The organism is Roseovarius sp. MMSF_3350 (assembly GCF_030733425.1).
GTDB lineage: Bacteria > Pseudomonadota > Alphaproteobacteria > Rhodobacterales > Rhodobacteraceae > Roseovarius.
In genome coordinates this window covers 49,200-64,260 of record NZ_JASHIZ010000022.1, presented here as the reverse complement: position 1 = coordinate 64,260, position 15,061 = coordinate 49,200, and the positions used below count along the sequence as shown (strand labels likewise).

16 protein-coding genes are annotated in these 15,061 nt (G+C 64.2%); 6 read left to right on the top strand and 10 right to left on the bottom strand.

From position 1 onward, the window contains the following. The first annotated feature begins 108 nt into the window (after positions 1 to 108). Positions 109 to 408 carry a septum formation initiator family protein gene (locus RBB31_RS17770; RefSeq protein ID WP_306130596.1) on the top strand — a complete coding sequence of 100 codons (300 nt, stop codon included), beginning with the start codon at positions 109 to 111 and terminating at the stop codon, positions 406 to 408. A gap of 29 nt (positions 409 to 437) precedes the next feature. Here the strand turns inward: RBB31_RS17770 and RBB31_RS17765 are convergent, their stop codons facing one another. Beyond that, a complete protein-coding gene (locus RBB31_RS17765) occupies positions 438 to 782 on the bottom strand; it encodes a hypothetical protein (protein WP_306130595.1) in 345 nt (114 codons plus the stop codon). Positions 783 to 1,000: 218 nt separating this feature from the next. Between RBB31_RS17765 and RBB31_RS17760 the strand changes: the two genes are divergently transcribed. From RBB31_RS17760 to RBB31_RS17745, 4 genes are all read left to right on the top strand, one after another. Further along, the gene (locus tag RBB31_RS17760) at positions 1,001 to 1,249 is read left to right on the top strand and encodes a hypothetical protein (protein WP_306130594.1); all 249 of its coding nucleotides are present in this window, start codon (positions 1,001 to 1,003) and stop codon (positions 1,247 to 1,249) included. 106 nt (positions 1,250 to 1,355) lie between these two features. Further along, positions 1,356 to 2,351: a pyruvate dehydrogenase (acetyl-transferring) E1 component subunit alpha gene (gene pdhA, locus RBB31_RS17755; protein WP_306130593.1), complete on the top strand. Its 996-nt coding sequence runs from the start codon at positions 1,356 to 1,358 to the stop codon at positions 2,349 to 2,351. 28 nt (positions 2,352 to 2,379) lie between these two features. Continuing rightward, a complete protein-coding gene (locus RBB31_RS17750) occupies positions 2,380 to 3,795 on the top strand; it encodes a pyruvate dehydrogenase complex E1 component subunit beta (protein WP_306130592.1) in 1,416 nt (471 codons plus the stop codon). Positions 3,796 to 3,807: 12 nt separating this feature from the next. Continuing rightward, positions 3,808 to 5,160, top strand: coding sequence for a pyruvate dehydrogenase complex dihydrolipoamide acetyltransferase (locus RBB31_RS17745; RefSeq protein WP_306130591.1), 1,353 nt, complete (start codon positions 3,808 to 3,810; stop codon positions 5,158 to 5,160). A 105-nt stretch (positions 5,161 to 5,265) separates the two neighbouring features. Here the strand turns inward: RBB31_RS17745 and RBB31_RS17740 are convergent, their stop codons facing one another. After that, positions 5,266 to 6,009 (bottom strand): hypothetical protein, encoded by a 744-nt coding sequence (locus RBB31_RS17740; RefSeq protein ID WP_306130590.1) that lies wholly within the window; start codon positions 6,007 to 6,009, stop codon positions 5,266 to 5,268. A 210-nt stretch (positions 6,010 to 6,219) separates the two neighbouring features. Beyond that, the gene (gene cysE, locus RBB31_RS17735) at positions 6,220 to 7,026 is read right to left on the bottom strand and encodes a serine O-acetyltransferase (RefSeq protein ID WP_306130589.1); all 807 of its coding nucleotides are present in this window, start codon (positions 7,024 to 7,026) and stop codon (positions 6,220 to 6,222) included. A gap of 85 nt (positions 7,027 to 7,111) precedes the next feature. On the opposite strand from cysE, the gene RBB31_RS17730 reads away from it, so the two are divergent. Next, complete coding sequence (locus RBB31_RS17730) at positions 7,112 to 7,450, top strand: TraR/DksA family transcriptional regulator (protein WP_306130588.1); 339 nt, start codon at positions 7,112 to 7,114, stop codon at positions 7,448 to 7,450. Positions 7,451 to 7,460: 10 nt separating this feature from the next. Here RBB31_RS17730 and RBB31_RS17725 read toward each other — a convergent pair whose 3' ends face one another. The 7 genes from RBB31_RS17725 to fabG form a co-directional block, all read right to left on the bottom strand. After that, positions 7,461 to 9,932, bottom strand: a complete 2,472-nt coding sequence (locus RBB31_RS17725) for a glycoside hydrolase TIM-barrel-like domain-containing protein (RefSeq protein WP_306130587.1) — start codon at positions 9,930 to 9,932, stop codon at positions 7,461 to 7,463. Further along, the gene (locus tag RBB31_RS17720) at positions 9,826 to 10,218 is read right to left on the bottom strand and encodes a hypothetical protein (protein ID WP_306130586.1); all 393 of its coding nucleotides are present in this window, start codon (positions 10,216 to 10,218) and stop codon (positions 9,826 to 9,828) included. The genes RBB31_RS17725 and RBB31_RS17720 overlap by 107 nt, the downstream gene beginning before the upstream one ends. A gap of 115 nt (positions 10,219 to 10,333) precedes the next feature. Further along, positions 10,334 to 11,503, bottom strand: coding sequence for an endolytic transglycosylase MltG (gene mltG, locus RBB31_RS17715; RefSeq protein ID WP_306130610.1), 1,170 nt, complete (start codon positions 11,501 to 11,503; stop codon positions 10,334 to 10,336). Then, complete coding sequence (gene fabF / locus RBB31_RS17710) at positions 11,503 to 12,762, bottom strand: beta-ketoacyl-ACP synthase II (RefSeq protein ID WP_306130585.1); 1,260 nt, start codon at positions 12,760 to 12,762, stop codon at positions 11,503 to 11,505. Before fabF ends, mltG begins: the two co-directional genes overlap by 1 nt. 120 nt (positions 12,763 to 12,882) lie before the next feature. Continuing rightward, on the bottom strand, positions 12,883 to 13,626 hold the full coding sequence (locus RBB31_RS17705) for a 1-(5-phosphoribosyl)-5-[(5-phosphoribosylamino)methylideneamino] imidazole-4-carboxamide isomerase (RefSeq protein ID WP_306130584.1): 744 nt from the start codon (positions 13,624 to 13,626) through the stop codon (positions 12,883 to 12,885). A 191-nt stretch (positions 13,627 to 13,817) separates the two neighbouring features. Beyond that, on the bottom strand, positions 13,818 to 14,051 hold the full coding sequence (locus RBB31_RS17700; RefSeq protein WP_057794165.1) for an acyl carrier protein: 234 nt from the start codon (positions 14,049 to 14,051) through the stop codon (positions 13,818 to 13,820). A gap of 229 nt (positions 14,052 to 14,280) precedes the next feature. Next, positions 14,281 to 15,018 (bottom strand): 3-oxoacyl-[acyl-carrier-protein] reductase, encoded by a 738-nt coding sequence (fabG, locus tag RBB31_RS17695; protein WP_306130583.1) that lies wholly within the window; start codon positions 15,016 to 15,018, stop codon positions 14,281 to 14,283. Between the last annotated feature and the right edge of the window lie 43 nt (positions 15,019 to 15,061).

Sequence of the window (15,061 nt, the reverse complement as noted above, 5' to 3'; positions counted from 1 at the left end):
CCTTTAAGTGCTTTGATGTGAAAGGGGATTCACAAAGCGATTCGCCTGTGTCATTGTGCACGGGCACCGCACGCAAAGAGGCGGGCACCAGAGGCAGAAAGAGCAGTCATGAAATCGCGCAGGCGCCCCGCATTCGGTGTGTTGATCTATTTCGCCATAGCCTTCGGGCTGGGGGCGTATTTCACCTTTGCCGCGGTGCAGGGCGACTATGGCTTGTTCCGCCGCGCCGAGATCGAATCGGGCGAGGCCGAACTGCGCAAGCAACTGGCGGTGCTGGATGGACAGGTCGCGCGGATGGAGAACCTGACGCGGCGGCTGTCTGACACCTACCTGGACCTCGACCTGCTGGACCAGCAGGCGCGCGAGGTGCTGGGGATGCTGCGCGCCGACGAGATCGTCATTCGCTGAGCGCTCTCCCTGCCCGCGCGAGAGCCGTTTCAGGCGAGCGGCAGGTCGTGGAGAATGGACTCGGGGTCGAGTTCATGCGTGACCGTTTCCGAACCCGTGATCCGCAAGGTTCCCTGCGGCAGCGCCGTCTCGGAGGCGGGTCGGCTGACGCGGGCCGTGTAGGTCGTCCCCTGATGGCTCAGCACAAGCGACGCCCAGTCAGTGCCATCTGTCCGCACCCAATCATGATCGCCCGTGACGGTCATGCCGTCGACGCTGAAAGCGATCCGTGGCGGCTGGCCGGGACTGCCGATGTGACAGCCGTAGAAAAGCCCGGGCTGAAGGCAGATGCAGACTTCCTCGCCCGTCGCGGCAAGGATCGCGCGAAACACCACGTGATCGCGGGGTCCGCAGGGGGAACACGGCGAGGCAGGACTTGCAGGAGGCATTTGCATGATGGCATTCTGGCTTTGATGCGGGGCGCGGTCGCGAGAGAAGGCGGGCCGAGGCTGGACCTGCACCGAACCTAGGCTAGGTAAATGGGCTGGAGCAAGCGACCATGCTCGCGGGCCGCGCCCGTGACGTGCAACAGGCAAAGGAGAGGAGCAACACGATGACACCTCAAATAATCGCCGCGCTGATCGTTTCGCCCTTCGCGCTGGCCTTCGTCTATGCGGGCATTCACGAGTATACCCGCTACAAATCCGAAGGGCGCGCGACCTATGGCCTGGTCTTCGACGAGGAGACGGGAACGAGCCACGTGACCGCCATCGGCGAGGACGAGGATGCCTATGATCCCGAGGATTTCGATCCCGCCGCCTATAACGACCCCGAATCCGGCAGTGATGACGACCGCGCCTGAGGGCGCCGGTAACGCTGCGTCAAAATCCCCCTCGAAAAATCCGGGCGAGTCTTGTATAAGATAGTTTAAGGCTAAACTATCCCTTACAGCACAGGAGCCCGCCCGCATGGCTGCCAGGAAAACCACAAAGAAACCAAACGTTTCCGCCGACGAGTTGAAGAAATATTATCGCGACATGCTGCTGGTTCGTCGATTCGAGGAGAAGGCTGGCCAACTGTACGGGATGGGCCTGATCGGAGGGTTCTGCCACCTTTATATAGGTCAGGAAGCGGTCGTCGTCGGGCTGGAAGCGACTGCCGAGGACGGCGACAAGCGGATCACGACCTATCGCGACCACGGCCACATGCTGGCCTGCGGGATGGACCCCGATGGCGTGATGGCCGAGTTGACGGGCCGCGAGGGCGGTTATTCCAAGGGCAAAGGCGGCTCGATGCACATGTTCAGCCGCGAGAAGGATTTCTATGGCGGGCACGGCATCGTGGGGGCCAACGTACCGTTGGGTGCGGGGCTGGCATTGGCCGATCAGTACAAGGGCAACGGGCGCGTGACCTTCACCTATTTCGGGGATGGCGCGGCGAACCAGGGCCAGGTCTACGAGACGTTCAACATGGCCGCGCTGTGGAAGCTGCCGGTGGTGTTCGTGATCGAGAACAACCAGTACGCCATGGGCACCTCGCAGAAACGCTCGACCTCGACCCCCGATATCTACACTCGCGGCGAGGCCTTTGGCATCCCCGGCGAGGCGGTGGACGGCATGGACGTTCTGGCCGTCAAGGAAGCCGGGGCGAAGGCCGTGGCGCACTGCCGCAAGGGTGACGGGCCGTACATTCTGGAAGTGAAGACCTATCGTTATCGCGGGCACTCGATGTCGGACCCGGCCAAGTACCGCACGCGCGAGGAAGTGCAGAAGATGCGCGACGAGAAGGACTGCATCGAGCATGTGCGCGAGCTGCTGCTGGAGGGCAAGCATGCCACCGAGGAGGACCTCAAGGCGATCGACAAGGAAATCAAGGACGTGGTGAACAAGTCCGCCGATTTCGCCAAGGAAAGCGCCGAGCCGGACGTGTCCGAGCTGTGGACCGACATCTACGTGGAAGCCTGAGCGACGGGTTGCGAGGAGACATAAAGACATGCCAACAGAAATTCTGATGCCCGCCCTGTCGCCGACGATGGAAGAAGGCACGCTGGCCAAGTGGCTGGTCAAGGAAGGTGACACGGTCAGTTCCGGCGACATCATGGCCGAGATCGAGACCGACAAGGCGACGATGGAGTTCGAGGCGGTCGACGAAGGCACGATCGGCAAGATCCTGATCGAGGAAGGCACCGAGGGTGTGAAGGTGAACACGCCCATCGCGGTGCTGCTGGAAGAGGGCGAGAGCGCGGACGATATCGGTGAGGCCTCGTCGGGCGGTAGCGCGTCCTCCGCAAAAGAGGATGCCCGCGAGGACGGTGGCGAAGACGAGGACGATGGCGAAAGCCGCGCGGCGAGCGAGCCAGTCGCGGCCTCGCCCGCCGCCCCCGTGCCGCAGCCCGATGCCAGCCCGGACTGGCCGGAAGGCACCGAGATGACCAAGATGACGGTGCGGGAAGCGCTGAACGCGGCGATGGCCGAGGAGATGCGCAATGACGACACCGTCTTCATCATGGGCGAGGAGGTGGCCGAGTACCAGGGCGCCTACAAGATCACTCAGGGGCTTCTGGACGAGTTCGGCAACAAGCGCGTGATCGACACGCCCATCACCGAGCACGGCTTTGCCGGGATCGGCGTGGGCGCGGCCTGGGGCGGGCTGAAGCCGATCGTGGAATTCATGACGTGGAACTTCGCGATGCAGGCGATCGACCAGATCATCAACTCTGCCGCCAAGACGAACTACATGTCCGGCGGGCAGCTGGGCTGTTCCATCGTCTTCCGTGGCCCCAACGGGGCGGCGGCACGGGTGGCCGCGCAGCACAGCCAGGATTACGCGGCGTGGTATTCCCACGTGCCTGGGCTCAAGGTGGTGCAGCCCTATTCGGCGGCCGACGCCAAGGGCCTGCTGAAGAGCGCCATTCGCGACCCGAACCCGGTGATCTTCCTGGAAAACGAGATCCTTTACGGGCGCAGCTTCGAGGTGCCGGTGCTGGATGATTTCACCATCCCCTTCGGCAAGGCGCGCATCGCGCGGCCCGGGGACGACGTGACCATCGTCACCTTCGGGATCGGCATGACCTATGCGCTGGAGGCCGCGGACAAGCTGGCCGAAGAGGGCGTGAATGCCGAGGTGATCGACCTGCGCACGCTGCGCCCGCTGGATTATGACACGGTGCTCGCGTCAGTGATGAAGACCAACCGCTGCGTGACGGTCGAGGAAGGCTTCCCCGTGGCCAGCATGGGCAACCATCTCAGTGCCGTTATCATGGAACGGGCGTTCGACTACCTCGATGCGCCGGTGATCAACTGCACGGGCAAGGACGTGCCCATGCCCTATGCCGCGAACCTGGAAAAGCTGGCGCTGACCTCGACCAAGGAAGTGATCGAGGCCGTCAACAAAGTGACCTACCGGTAAGGAGAGAGCGCGATGCCCACGGAAATACTCATGCCCGCCCTCTCGCCCACGATGGAGGAAGGCACGCTGGCGAAATGGCTGGTCAAGGAAGGCGACACGGTGAATTCCGGCGACCTGCTGGCGGAAATCGAGACCGACAAGGCGACGATGGAGTTCGAGGCGGTCGACGAAGGGACGATCGGCAAGATCCTTATCGAGGAAGGCACCGAGGGGGTGAAGGTGAACACCGCCATTGCCGTCCTGCTGGAGGAAGGCGAGAGCGCGGATGATATCGGCGACGTGAGCACCTCCGGCGGCTCTGGCGGAGGCGACGACAAGGCCGAGGCCAAGGCCAAGGACGACGCCCCCAAGAAAGACGCCGAGGCCAAGCAAGAGAAGCCCGAAAGCGGTGACGTGACCCCTGCCCCGGCAGCGCCCACGAAGGACGGTGAGCGCATCTTCGCATCGCCCCTGGCACGCCGGATCGCCAAGCAGAAGGGCATCGACCTGACCAGCTTGAAAGGCTCGGGTCCCCATGGGCGGATCGTGAAGGCGGACGTGGAAAGTGCCAAGCCCGGCGCGGCCAAGCCTGCCGAGGAGAAGGCGGCGGGAGGTCCCGCAGCAAGTGCGGGACAGGCGGCCCCTGCCCCGGCTGGCCCCAGCACCGACGCGGTTCTGGCGATGTACAAGAACCGCGAGTTCGAGGAAGTGAAGCTGGACGGGATGCGCAAGACCATCGCCGCGCGGCTGACCGAGGCCAAGCAGACCATTCCGCATTTCTACCTGCGGCGCGATATCCGGCTGGATGCGCTGCTGAAATTCCGCGGGCAGCTGAACAAGCAATTGGAAGGTCGCGGCGTCAAGCTGTCGGTGAACGACTTCATCATCAAGGCCTGCGCGCTGGCGTTGCAGGCGGTGCCGGATTGCAATGCCGTGTGGGCCGGGGACCGGGTGCTGAAGCTGAAGCCGTCGGACGTGGCTGTGGCCGTGGCGATCGAGGGGGGTCTCTTCACGCCGGTGCTGAAAGATGCGGATATGAAGTCGCTTTCGGCCCTGTCGGCGGAGATGAAGGACCTTGCCGCCCGCGCGCGCGAACGCAAGCTGTCGCCCGAGGAGTATCAGGGCGGGACCTTCGCGATTTCAAACCTCGGGATGTTCGGAATCGACAATTTCGACGCGGTGATCAACCCGCCGCACGGCGCGATCCTGGCCGTCGGTGCAGGTGTGAAGAAACCCGTCGTGGGCGAGGATGGCGAGTTGACCGTCGCCACGGTGATGTCGGTGACGCTGAGCGTGGATCACCGGGTGATCGACGGGGCGCTTGGCGCGGAGCTGCTGGCGCAAATCACCGAGAACCTGGAGAACCCGATGGTGATGCTGGCCTGAGGGTGTTGCGGTACGAAAGTTTAGGCCGGGGGTTTCCCCGGCCTTTTTTCGTTGGAAGGGGTGGATGGGTTGGAAACCCACCCTACGCGGATTGGGGGGTTGGCTTTAGAACGCTGGCGTGCCGGTCTGCTTGGCCTTCTGTGCCTTTTTCCACGCGAAGACCTCGCTGCGTTCGGTCCAGTCGTAGCGGCCGTCCTCGCGCACGAGACTCCAGTAGAGGTCGCCCGCGTCGCGCCAGGGGTCCAGAACGAGGCTGTCCTCCATCGTGTCGCCGCGGCGGCCCAGGATCGTCGTGCTGTGTTCCAGCCGGATGCTGTCGTAATTGGCGATGGCACGGTGGATTTCCAACGTCTTGAAATTCTCGCGTTGCAGGCGGGCGTCCATGTCATGGGCCCAGTGCCAGCACAGGCCCCGCGGCTTGTTGCCGAAGTTGACGGCGGTGTTGTGCGCCAGCGGGCCGCTGTCGATCTCGTACTCGACGACAAGCTGGGCGACGTAGGTATAGGCGACGTAGGCGGCGCGTCCGGCCTCCTCGGGGTCGACGCCGGGTCCGAGGTCGAGGAAGGCCTGCTTGAGCGCCGCGATATTGGCCGCCTCGCGTTGTGCCGCGGCCTGGTAGAACGCCTTGTCGAAGCGGTGGCCATAGCGGGCCAGTTGCGCCGAACGCTGCCAGACGGCGTCGGGCATGGAGATCGCCTCGGTCAGCGCGCCTGGCGGCAGGCTGCTGGGTGCAGGCGCGTTGCGCGACGAGGCGAAGGACTGCGAGTTGCCGTCATCGGGAACCTCCGTACAGCCTGCAAGGGCGGCCAGAGCCAGGCACGGAAGAAGTTTCAGCAGTTGTGATCGCATGGAGCGAGGACCCCCGGGAAGACAGTCACGAATTGGTACACTTGTCAGGCGTATCTAGACCTGCCCTTTCGGGTTGTCGACCTGAACAGGCTGGATAACGCGCGGCCATGGCCGCCGGTTGCAGCATTTTTGCATCAATCGGTTCAGCAAAAAGCCCGGACCGACGCGCGGACCGGGCGCATTTTCAGCGAACTGCCGACGCAGGGCCGGTCAGCGCACGCCCAGAAGCTGGTCCATCGCGACGGAGGGCTGATCGCAGCCTGCCTCGCCCACGATCTTGGCCGGCACGCCCGCGACGGTCTTGCAGGGGGGCACCTCTTGCAACACCACCGAACCTGCGGCGATGCGGCTGCAATGGCCAACCTTGATATTGCCCAGCACCTTGGCTCCGGCCCCGATCAGAACGCCGTCGCCGATTTTGGGATGGCGGTCTTCCTCTTCCTTGCCGGTGCCGCCCAGGGTCACGGAGTGCAGCATCGAGACGTTGTCGCCTACAACGGCCGTCTCGCCGATCACGATGGAGTGTGCGTGGTCGATCATGATCCCCTTGCCGATGCGGGCAGCGGGATGAATGTCGACGCCGAACACCTCGGAGCAGCGCATCTGGAAGAACCGCGCCATGTCGCGGCGGTCGGTGCGCCAAAGCCAGTTGGCCACGCGGTAAGCCTGGATCGCCTGGAAACCCTTGAAGAACAGCATCGGCAGGATGAAACGGTCGCAGGCCGGGTCGCGGTCGTAGACGGCGACGATATCGGCACGGGCGGCCTGGCCCAGTTCGGGGTCGTCGGCATAGGCCATGTCGCAGATCTCGCGCAGGAGCTGTTCGGGCATCTCGTCCGCGCCGAGCTTCATCGACGTGCGATAGGCCAGCGCGGCCTCGATCGTTTTGTGGTGCAGGATCGATGAATGGATCAGCCCGCCAAGGAGCGGCTCGTCCTTGATCGCGGTCGTCGCCTCGGTGTTGATCCGGGCCCAGACCGGGTCCAGCTCGGCAAGCTTTGCATGTGTTTCGGCCATGTGCATGCTCCTTGGTGCGGGTTACCCTTATACCAGATATGTTCGATCCGTAAAATGCAAAGGCGTCATGGGTGGGGTCACGAAAATGAATGAGGCAGAGCAGGACGATTTTCGCCGGTTCATCAAGGCGCGTCTGGCGGAGCTGGATGAGGAAGACGTGCGCGGCGCGGCGGGCAAGGCCACGGTGGAGCTGGACCAGCAATCGGTCGGCCGGCTGAGCCGGATGGACGCGTTGCAGAACCAGGCGATGGCCAAGGCCACCGACGCCCGCCGCGCAGGGGAGCGCGCGCGGTTGACCGCGGCCCTCGTCCGGATCGACGAGGGCGAGTACGGCTATTGCGAGGATTGCGGCGAGGAGATCGCCCCGGGCCGGCTGAAACTGGACCCGGCCGCGACGCGCTGCGTGGACTGCGCGCGAGGCTGAGAGGGGACTGTCAGGCCGGCACGGTCAAGCGGGCGAAGCAGCCCGGACCGAAGCGCGAGGAAACCTGCGCGACCTGCATCTCGTAGAGGCCCGACAACGCGTCAGCGGCCTGATCCTCCGCACTGTAGGTCCAGACCGGCGCATCGGTGCTGACCTGGCGGATCACCGCGTCTTGCTGAACAACGCGCACGAGATATTCCTCGCGGTCTTCGCCCAGCGGCACCTCGGCGGTATCCCAGCGGTCGCCGTCGATCCGCGTGCGCCTTATCCAGCTGAGCGACAGGTCGCCCCCCGTTCCGACCGCCAGCCGTAGGTGGACCGGCGAGAGTGGGCGCAGGCCCAGGCCGTCGAAGGCCAGCCGCACCGCGCTGAAACTGGGGTCGTCCACCGGGCGCCCGGCGGGACCGATCCGGTAATAGCGCGCCAGCCCGCGCTTGGCCTCGGCCAGGTCGATCTGCTTGGCGGTGCCGTCGAGGCGCACGAGGTAGCTGCCCTGCGGCCAGGGATCGGTGCGTTCGGTGCCGACCTGACCGCGCAGGCGGTGGCCGAGCAGGTAGGTGTCGGTATCGACGAGGGTGGCGTCGCGGAACTGGATCAACTCCCACCCGTCGGGCGTGCCGTCGCCGATGGCGCACAGGTTGCCGCCGTTGAAAAGCGCCAGATCGCTGATGCTTTCCAGCGAGCCGCCCAACATCCGCACCTGAAGGGCAGCTCCGCGGTCAATGCGGCCCGCGCAGGCCGGAAAGAGCGGCGTTTCCAGCACACCCACGGGGGTTCTGGCCGTCACAAGGCTGTTGAGGGCATAGTTCGAATCCTCGTCCGAGGCATAGAGCGCCACCGATCCGGGCCACGGCCGCGCGGTGACGGCGAGATGCGGCGCGTGGGGCACCTCGTCGCCGGTCAGAAGCGGCAGGTCGAGGAAGAAGGGTGCCACCGGCGATGGCGGCACGAAGGGGCGCAGGGTGACCGCTTCGTCGTCGAACTCCGCCGGGCGATAGCTTTCCGGTTCGATCCGCACCGCTTCGAGTTTCTGCGCGCCCGCCATCTGGTCGGCCCGGTCGATACGAAAGAGGCCCCGACCCTGCCCTTCGGGAATGGCGATGACGTCGCCCGCGCCGGTCTCGAGTTGCGAGGGCGGCAGGGTCAGGCGCAGGGTGTCGGTGGCCAGCAGCGCCTCGGACAGCCAGCGTTCGACGGTCTGGCGACCCTCGGCACGGGTCATGGCCAGCGGAAATTCCGAGGTCGAAACGGCGTGGGTGGCGTTGTCGGGCAGGATCGCCTCTTCGGCAATGACCTCGAAATCACCGTCAGCCTCGACGAAGCGCAGACGGATGCGGCCCGCCAGTTCCACGGTGCTGCCGCGGGTTTCCTCGATAACGCCGTCCATCTCGGGGTCACGCACCAGCGTGTCGAGGTCGATCACGCGATCGGTCCCCCCGTCACGCATGATGAAGCGCAGACGCCCGTCCCGTTCCACCGCGTCGAACCCATAGCGGAGCATCAGCGGTTGCATGCCGCTGCGGGCTTCGGACACCTGATCGACCGTGTAGCCCCGCACCAACCCGTGGGCGCGGGACGTGTCACAGGAGTCGAGGCCGGCGCGACGACAGATTTCCTCGATAACCGAGGCCAGCGTGCGTGCCGAGATGCGCCCGTTCAGCCAGTGACCGCGGGTATAGTTCTCTCCGTCGCTCCAGAGCGCGCGATTGTTGGGGAAATGGGGATAGGGCCGCATGTCCCAGGCCCAGGCATAGGCGTGATCCATATCCAGCATCGCGCCGTCGTAGACATCCGATTGCGGGTTGTTGGCGGGATCGTTCCAGTACCCTAGGAAAGCGCGCAGGTATTGCTGCTGGATCAGTTCGTCGCGACGCCCATCCGAGAAATGCGGCAGCGTGGATTCCGAGGATTTCGGATCGAGAAACTTGTTGGGCTGGTTGGTGCCCTTGTCCACGGCGGCACACCCGTACTCATCCACCCAGGCTCCGTCGAACTGGGGTCCGCGCAGGCTTTCGGGGTCATGGGCAGAGAACACCTGTGCGGTCGCGCCATTGGGCCACATCAGGCGTTTGCGCGTGGCCTGCCAGACCGGGCGGCGGTCGGGCGGCGAACAGGCCAGGATCCCGCTTTCGCCAAAGATCATCACGTCACGCACCTGATCGAAGGTCTCGCCCACCAGCGCCAGGCGCTTGCACCGTCCTTCGTCCAGCGGCCGCGCGCCTTCGACCTGGGCCCGTACCCATTCGGCCCCGGCCCGCGTCTTGCCTGCGCCGCGCCCGCCCAGGATCACCCAGGCGCGCCAGTCACCTTCGGGCGGGCGCTGGTGGTCCATGGCCCAGAACTCGAACAGGTAGGGCAGCGCCAGAACTTCGCCGTCACTCAGGCTGTCCAGAAACTCTTTCTGCGTCTCGGGCCCTTCGGAGACGAGCCAGTCGACATCCGATACTTTCCCGGGCTTCGTCGAGATCGACGGCGTATCCATCCGCGACGCCAAGCTCTTTTTCTCTTCGTTTTTCAAGTTGTGCCTCCGCTTCTATCGCGATCTTCAGCCATTGCCGGATGTCCGACGTGGCCCGTCTGGCGTCTTTCAGCTCACAGAATTGGCCCTGCCTGATCTGGACGTAGATCGCCTCCAGGTCGGCACGCATCGCCGACAGCTGCTTCTCGAGCGCGTCTATCGACAGCGAGACCTGGGAAGGGGTCCGATCGTGCGTGATCAATGGCATGCGGGCCGGCACCTCGAAGTTTTTGCATCGCGGAAGTTTCATCTCAAAAGGCAAACAGGCGACCGATGGTCGTGCCACGGGTCGCCTGCAGTTTCAGAGATCTCGGTTAAGCATTCGTCGCGGCACCGCGCGGTGCCGGCGGGTCCGCTTTGTGTGGCTACTGGTTGGCGCGCTCCGCCTCCAGCGCGCGATACGCCGCGACGTTGCGGTTATGCTCTTCCAGCGTTTCCGCGAAGAGGTGGCCGTCGCGCGGATCCAGCGTGCGGGCCACGAAGAACACATAGTCCGTGTTCTCGGGGTTTACCGCCGCCTCGATGCTGGCACGGCCCGGGTTGGCGATGGGCGTGGGCGGCAACCCGTCGATAACATAGGTGTTATAGGGCGTCTCGGCGCGCAGCTCGCTCTGGCGCAGGCCCCGGCCCAGCACGCCCTCGCCGTTCGTGATGCCATAGATCACCGTCGGGTCGGTCTGAAGACGCATCCCCTGCTGAAGACGGTTGGTAAAGACGCTGGCCACCTGCCCGCGCTCGGTGGGCACGCCGGTTTCCTTTTCGATGATCGAGGCGAGGATCAGTGCCTCTTCGGGCGTTTGCACGGCAATGTCCGACGCGCGGTTCTGCCAGGCTTCGGTCAGGATCAAGTCCTGCGCCTCGCGCATCCGGTCAAGGATGCTGAGACGCGTGTCGCCAACGCTGAATTCATAGCTGTTCGGCGCCAGGCTGCCCTCGGCCGGCACGGCCTCGACCTCGCCTTCCAGCGCATCCACCGCGTTCAGCGCGTCGACCACCTGCCAACTTGTGACGCCTTCGGCCACGGCCACGCGGTAGCGCGTGTCGGCCTGCTGGCGCACCTCGGTGAACTCGGCCGGCGGCGTGACCTCCTCGGCTTGCGGATTGAAGGCCGCAACCTCGACAAAGCGGTTCGTCGCCGGGTCCAGCTCGCGCACTTCGACCTCGCTGGCGTTGACGCCGATCCGATACACAACCTCGGTGCCACAGGTGCTGGCACCGCCGCGGGTCACGATATCGGCGATCTCGCCCATGCTCGATCCTTCGGGAATCAGCCAACTGCCCGCTTTCAGAAGCTCGGTCTTGTCGGAGTAGTCCGTACCGATGCGAAAGATCCGCTCGCTGGTGATCGCGCCCTGCTCGGCCAAGTCAGAGGAGATACCGCGCATGGAACTGCCGCGCGGCACCTGCAGGCAAATCGGATCTTCCAGCGGCCCGGTCGCCTGGTACTCGTTCTGGCCCCACAGGATCACTCCACCCAGCAGGAAGACCACCACCACCAGAAACGTCAGGAAATTCGAGGCAACGTGCCGCCACATCAGCGCACGGCCCCGATGCACAGACACGCATTGGTGCCGCCAAAGCCGAAACTGTTTGAAATCGCTATCTTGATCTCGCGCTCTTGCTTGGCGTTGGCAGCCAGATTCATCGGGGTTTCCACCGCCGGGTTGTCCAGGTTGATCGTGGGCGGTGCGACCTGGTCGCGGATGGCCAGGATCGAGAATATGCCCTCGATCGCACCTGCCGCGCCCAGAAGGTGCCCGGTCGAGGATTTGGTCGAACTCATCGTCGCCTTCGAAGCCGCGTCGCCAAGCAATTTCTCAACCGCCTTCAGCTCGATCGTGTCAGCCATGGTGCTGGTGCCGTGAGCGTTGATGTAATCGACGTCAGCAGGCTCGATCCCGGCGTTGCGCAGTGCACCCTGCATGGCGCGGAAGCCGCCATCGCCATCCTCGGCGGGCGCGGTGATGTGATAGGCGTCGCCCGACAGGCCATAACCCAGCACCTCGGCATAGATCTTGGCGCCGCGCGCCTTGGCGTGCTCGTACTCCTCCAGCACGACCATGCCCGCACCCTCGCCCATTACGAACCCGTCGCGATCCGCGTCATAGGGGCGGCTGGCAGCCTGCGGGTTGTCGGCGCGCTTGGTCGACAACGCCTTGCAAGCGTTGAACCCGGCGATGCCGATTTCGCAGATCGCCGCCTCGGCGCCGCCGGCAATCATCACGTCGGCGTCGCCATGCACGATCAGACGCGAGGCATCGCCGATGGCATGCGCCCCGGTCGAACAAGCGGTAACAACTGCATGGTTCGGCCCCTTGAAGCCGTAGCGGATGCTGACCTGCCCGCTAATGAGATTGATCAGCGCGCCCGGGATAAAGAACGGCGACACCCGCCGCACGCCACGGTCGCGAATGAGCAGCGTCGTTTCCTCGATCGAACGCAGCCCGCCGATGCCGGACCCGATCATCACGCCAGTGCGCAACCGGCTTTCCTCGTCCTCGGGAAGCCAGTCGGCATCGCGGACCGCCTGTTCCGCCGCCGCCACGCCGTAGAGAATGAAATCATCCACCTTCCGGCGTTCCTTGGGCTCCATGTAATCGTCCGAGTTGAACGTGCCGTCGCTGCCATCGCCCAGCGGCACTTCGCAGGCGTATTTCGTGGCCACGTTCACAGGGTCGAACCGCGTGATGGTGCCCGCCCCGGACTTGCCCGCCAGGATGCGGCTCCAGCTTTCTTCCACGCCAGACGCAAGCGGGGTCACCAGACCCAGACCTGTCACGACCACTCGACGCATGATACCTGCCCTCTTCTCCTACCTTCGACGCTGCTCATACCGTGCCTTGCCTACCGGGGGCAAGGCTAACGGCAACGGAGCGCGGTGATCCGCGCCTCTTTTTCCGGCGTCATCCGGTGCTTATTGGAATGCCGCGATCGGCTCACGTTCGCCCTGCGCCACCTCCAACGCCGCTTCCAGCGACACATCGCGCGATAACAGGGCCCGCCCGATGATGGTGCCCGAAATGTTCGGCACGTATTTCAGTCGGGACACATCGTCGACGCTGCGCACGGTGCCGCGGGCGATGACGGAATGACGGGTGAGCCCGGCCAGCCCGCTGATGACGCCCAGCGTTCCGTCACTGTCCTCGATATCGGCGTCGATATCGGTCAGGATGATGCCCGCCAGCGGCGCATCGTCGAAGGCGGCGATATAGCTTTCGGGCGTAAAGGCGCTTTTCGTGCGCCAGCCTTCGGTCATGACCGACCCTTGGAAGATATCGACAGCCAGCACGATCTGGTCGGGATAGAACTTCGCCAGTTCGCGCAGCGTGTCGGGGTCATAGGCAGCCATGGTGCCAACAACGATCCGGCCCGCGCCCTTGTCGATCCATTTCTCCACGCCGTCACGTGACCGGAAACCACCGCCAAGTTGCACGGGGATACCGACAGAGCGAATGATCTCCTCGATCAGGGCGCTGTTGTCGCCGTCTCCGGCCAGCGCGTCGATGTCGGTCAGATGCATCCAGGAGGCCCCGGCAGCAGCGAAGGATTTCGCGGTCTCGACCGGATCGACATGCCAGATCACGGGTTCTTCGAGGCGCCCGCGCGTCAGCGACACGCATTTGCCTTTGTGCAGTTCGATGGTGGGGTAGATGATCATGCGACAGTCACCTTCTGATTCGGGCTGATCCCGCCTTGTTTTGCAGGGTCTGGCCTGTTTAGACCCGCGGCTGGGTCACGCTGGTCTCAAATCGGCATGATACAGTCTGTTCCCGAAGTTTTCGACAGTGCAAACGAAAAGACCCCGCCGATCCGGCAGGGCCTTTCCAGAATTCTTTCGCGCCTCGGGGCTTACGAGGCTTCCTTGATGAACTTCACAGCGTCGCCGAAGGTCTGGATGTTTTCGGCGGCGTCGTCGGGGATCTCGATGCCGAATTCCTCTTCGAACGCCATGACCAGTTCGACCGTGTCCAGGCTGTCGGCGCCCAGGTCGTCAATGAAAGAGGCGTTCTCGGTAACCTTGTCCTCTTCGACGCCCAGGTGTTCCACCACGATCTTCTTCACGCGGTCTGCGATATCGCTCATGTTTCGTTCCTCATCTTCAGCCGGGTCATTCGCCCGTTTTATGTGCCCTCGCCCTCGTGGACAAGCAGCTAAGTATGCCCCTTGACCGGGCGGCTTGCATGACCCGTATAACGGGTAATTTCGGAGTAATACAGTATCACCCTCGTTTAAACTGCGCCGCCTATAGCATATGGGACGCGATTGGCAAATGGATTCCCCTGCCCTTGTTTGCTTGCGACCCCGCAGGGGCTTAGAGCATCGCCATGCCGCCATTGACGTGCAGCGTAGCCCCTGTGACATAGCCCGCCTCGGGGCTCGCCAGATACAGCACGGCGGCGGCGATTTCCTCCGGCTTGCCCATGCGGGCGGCGGGGATCTGCGCGTTGATCTTGTCCTTCTGGTCGTCGGTCAGCTTGTCGGTCATCGCCGTGGCGATAAAGCCGGGCGCCACGGCATTGGCGGTGATCCCGCGGCTCGCAACCTCATAGGCGATCGACTTCGTCATGCCCACCATTCCGGCCTTGGAGGCCGCATAGTTCACCTGCCCCGGATTGCCCGTGGCGCCGACGATCGAGCTGATGTTGATGATACGCCCCCAGCGCGCCTTCATCATCGGGCGCATCACGCCCCGGCACAGGCGCATGGTGGCCGTCAGGTTCACGTCGATCACGTTCTGCCATTCCTCGTCGGACATGCGCATGAAGATCTGGTCGCGGGTGATCCCGGCGTTGTTCACAAGGATATCGACCCCGCCCATGGCCTCCATTGCCTGCTTGGGCAGCGCGTCCACGGCCTCGGGATCGCTCAGATTGCAGGGCAGCACATGCGCCCGCTCGCCAAGTTCACCCGCCAGCGCTTCCAGCGGCTCGACCCGCGTGCCCGACAGGCCCACGGTCGCCCCCGCGCCATGCAGTGCCTTGGCGATCTCTCCGCCGATGCCTCCGGATGCGCCGGTTACCAGCGCTGTCTTTCCCGTCAGGTCGAACATGTGTCTTGATCCTTTCGTCAGGCGCCAAATTTCTTTGCAAAGA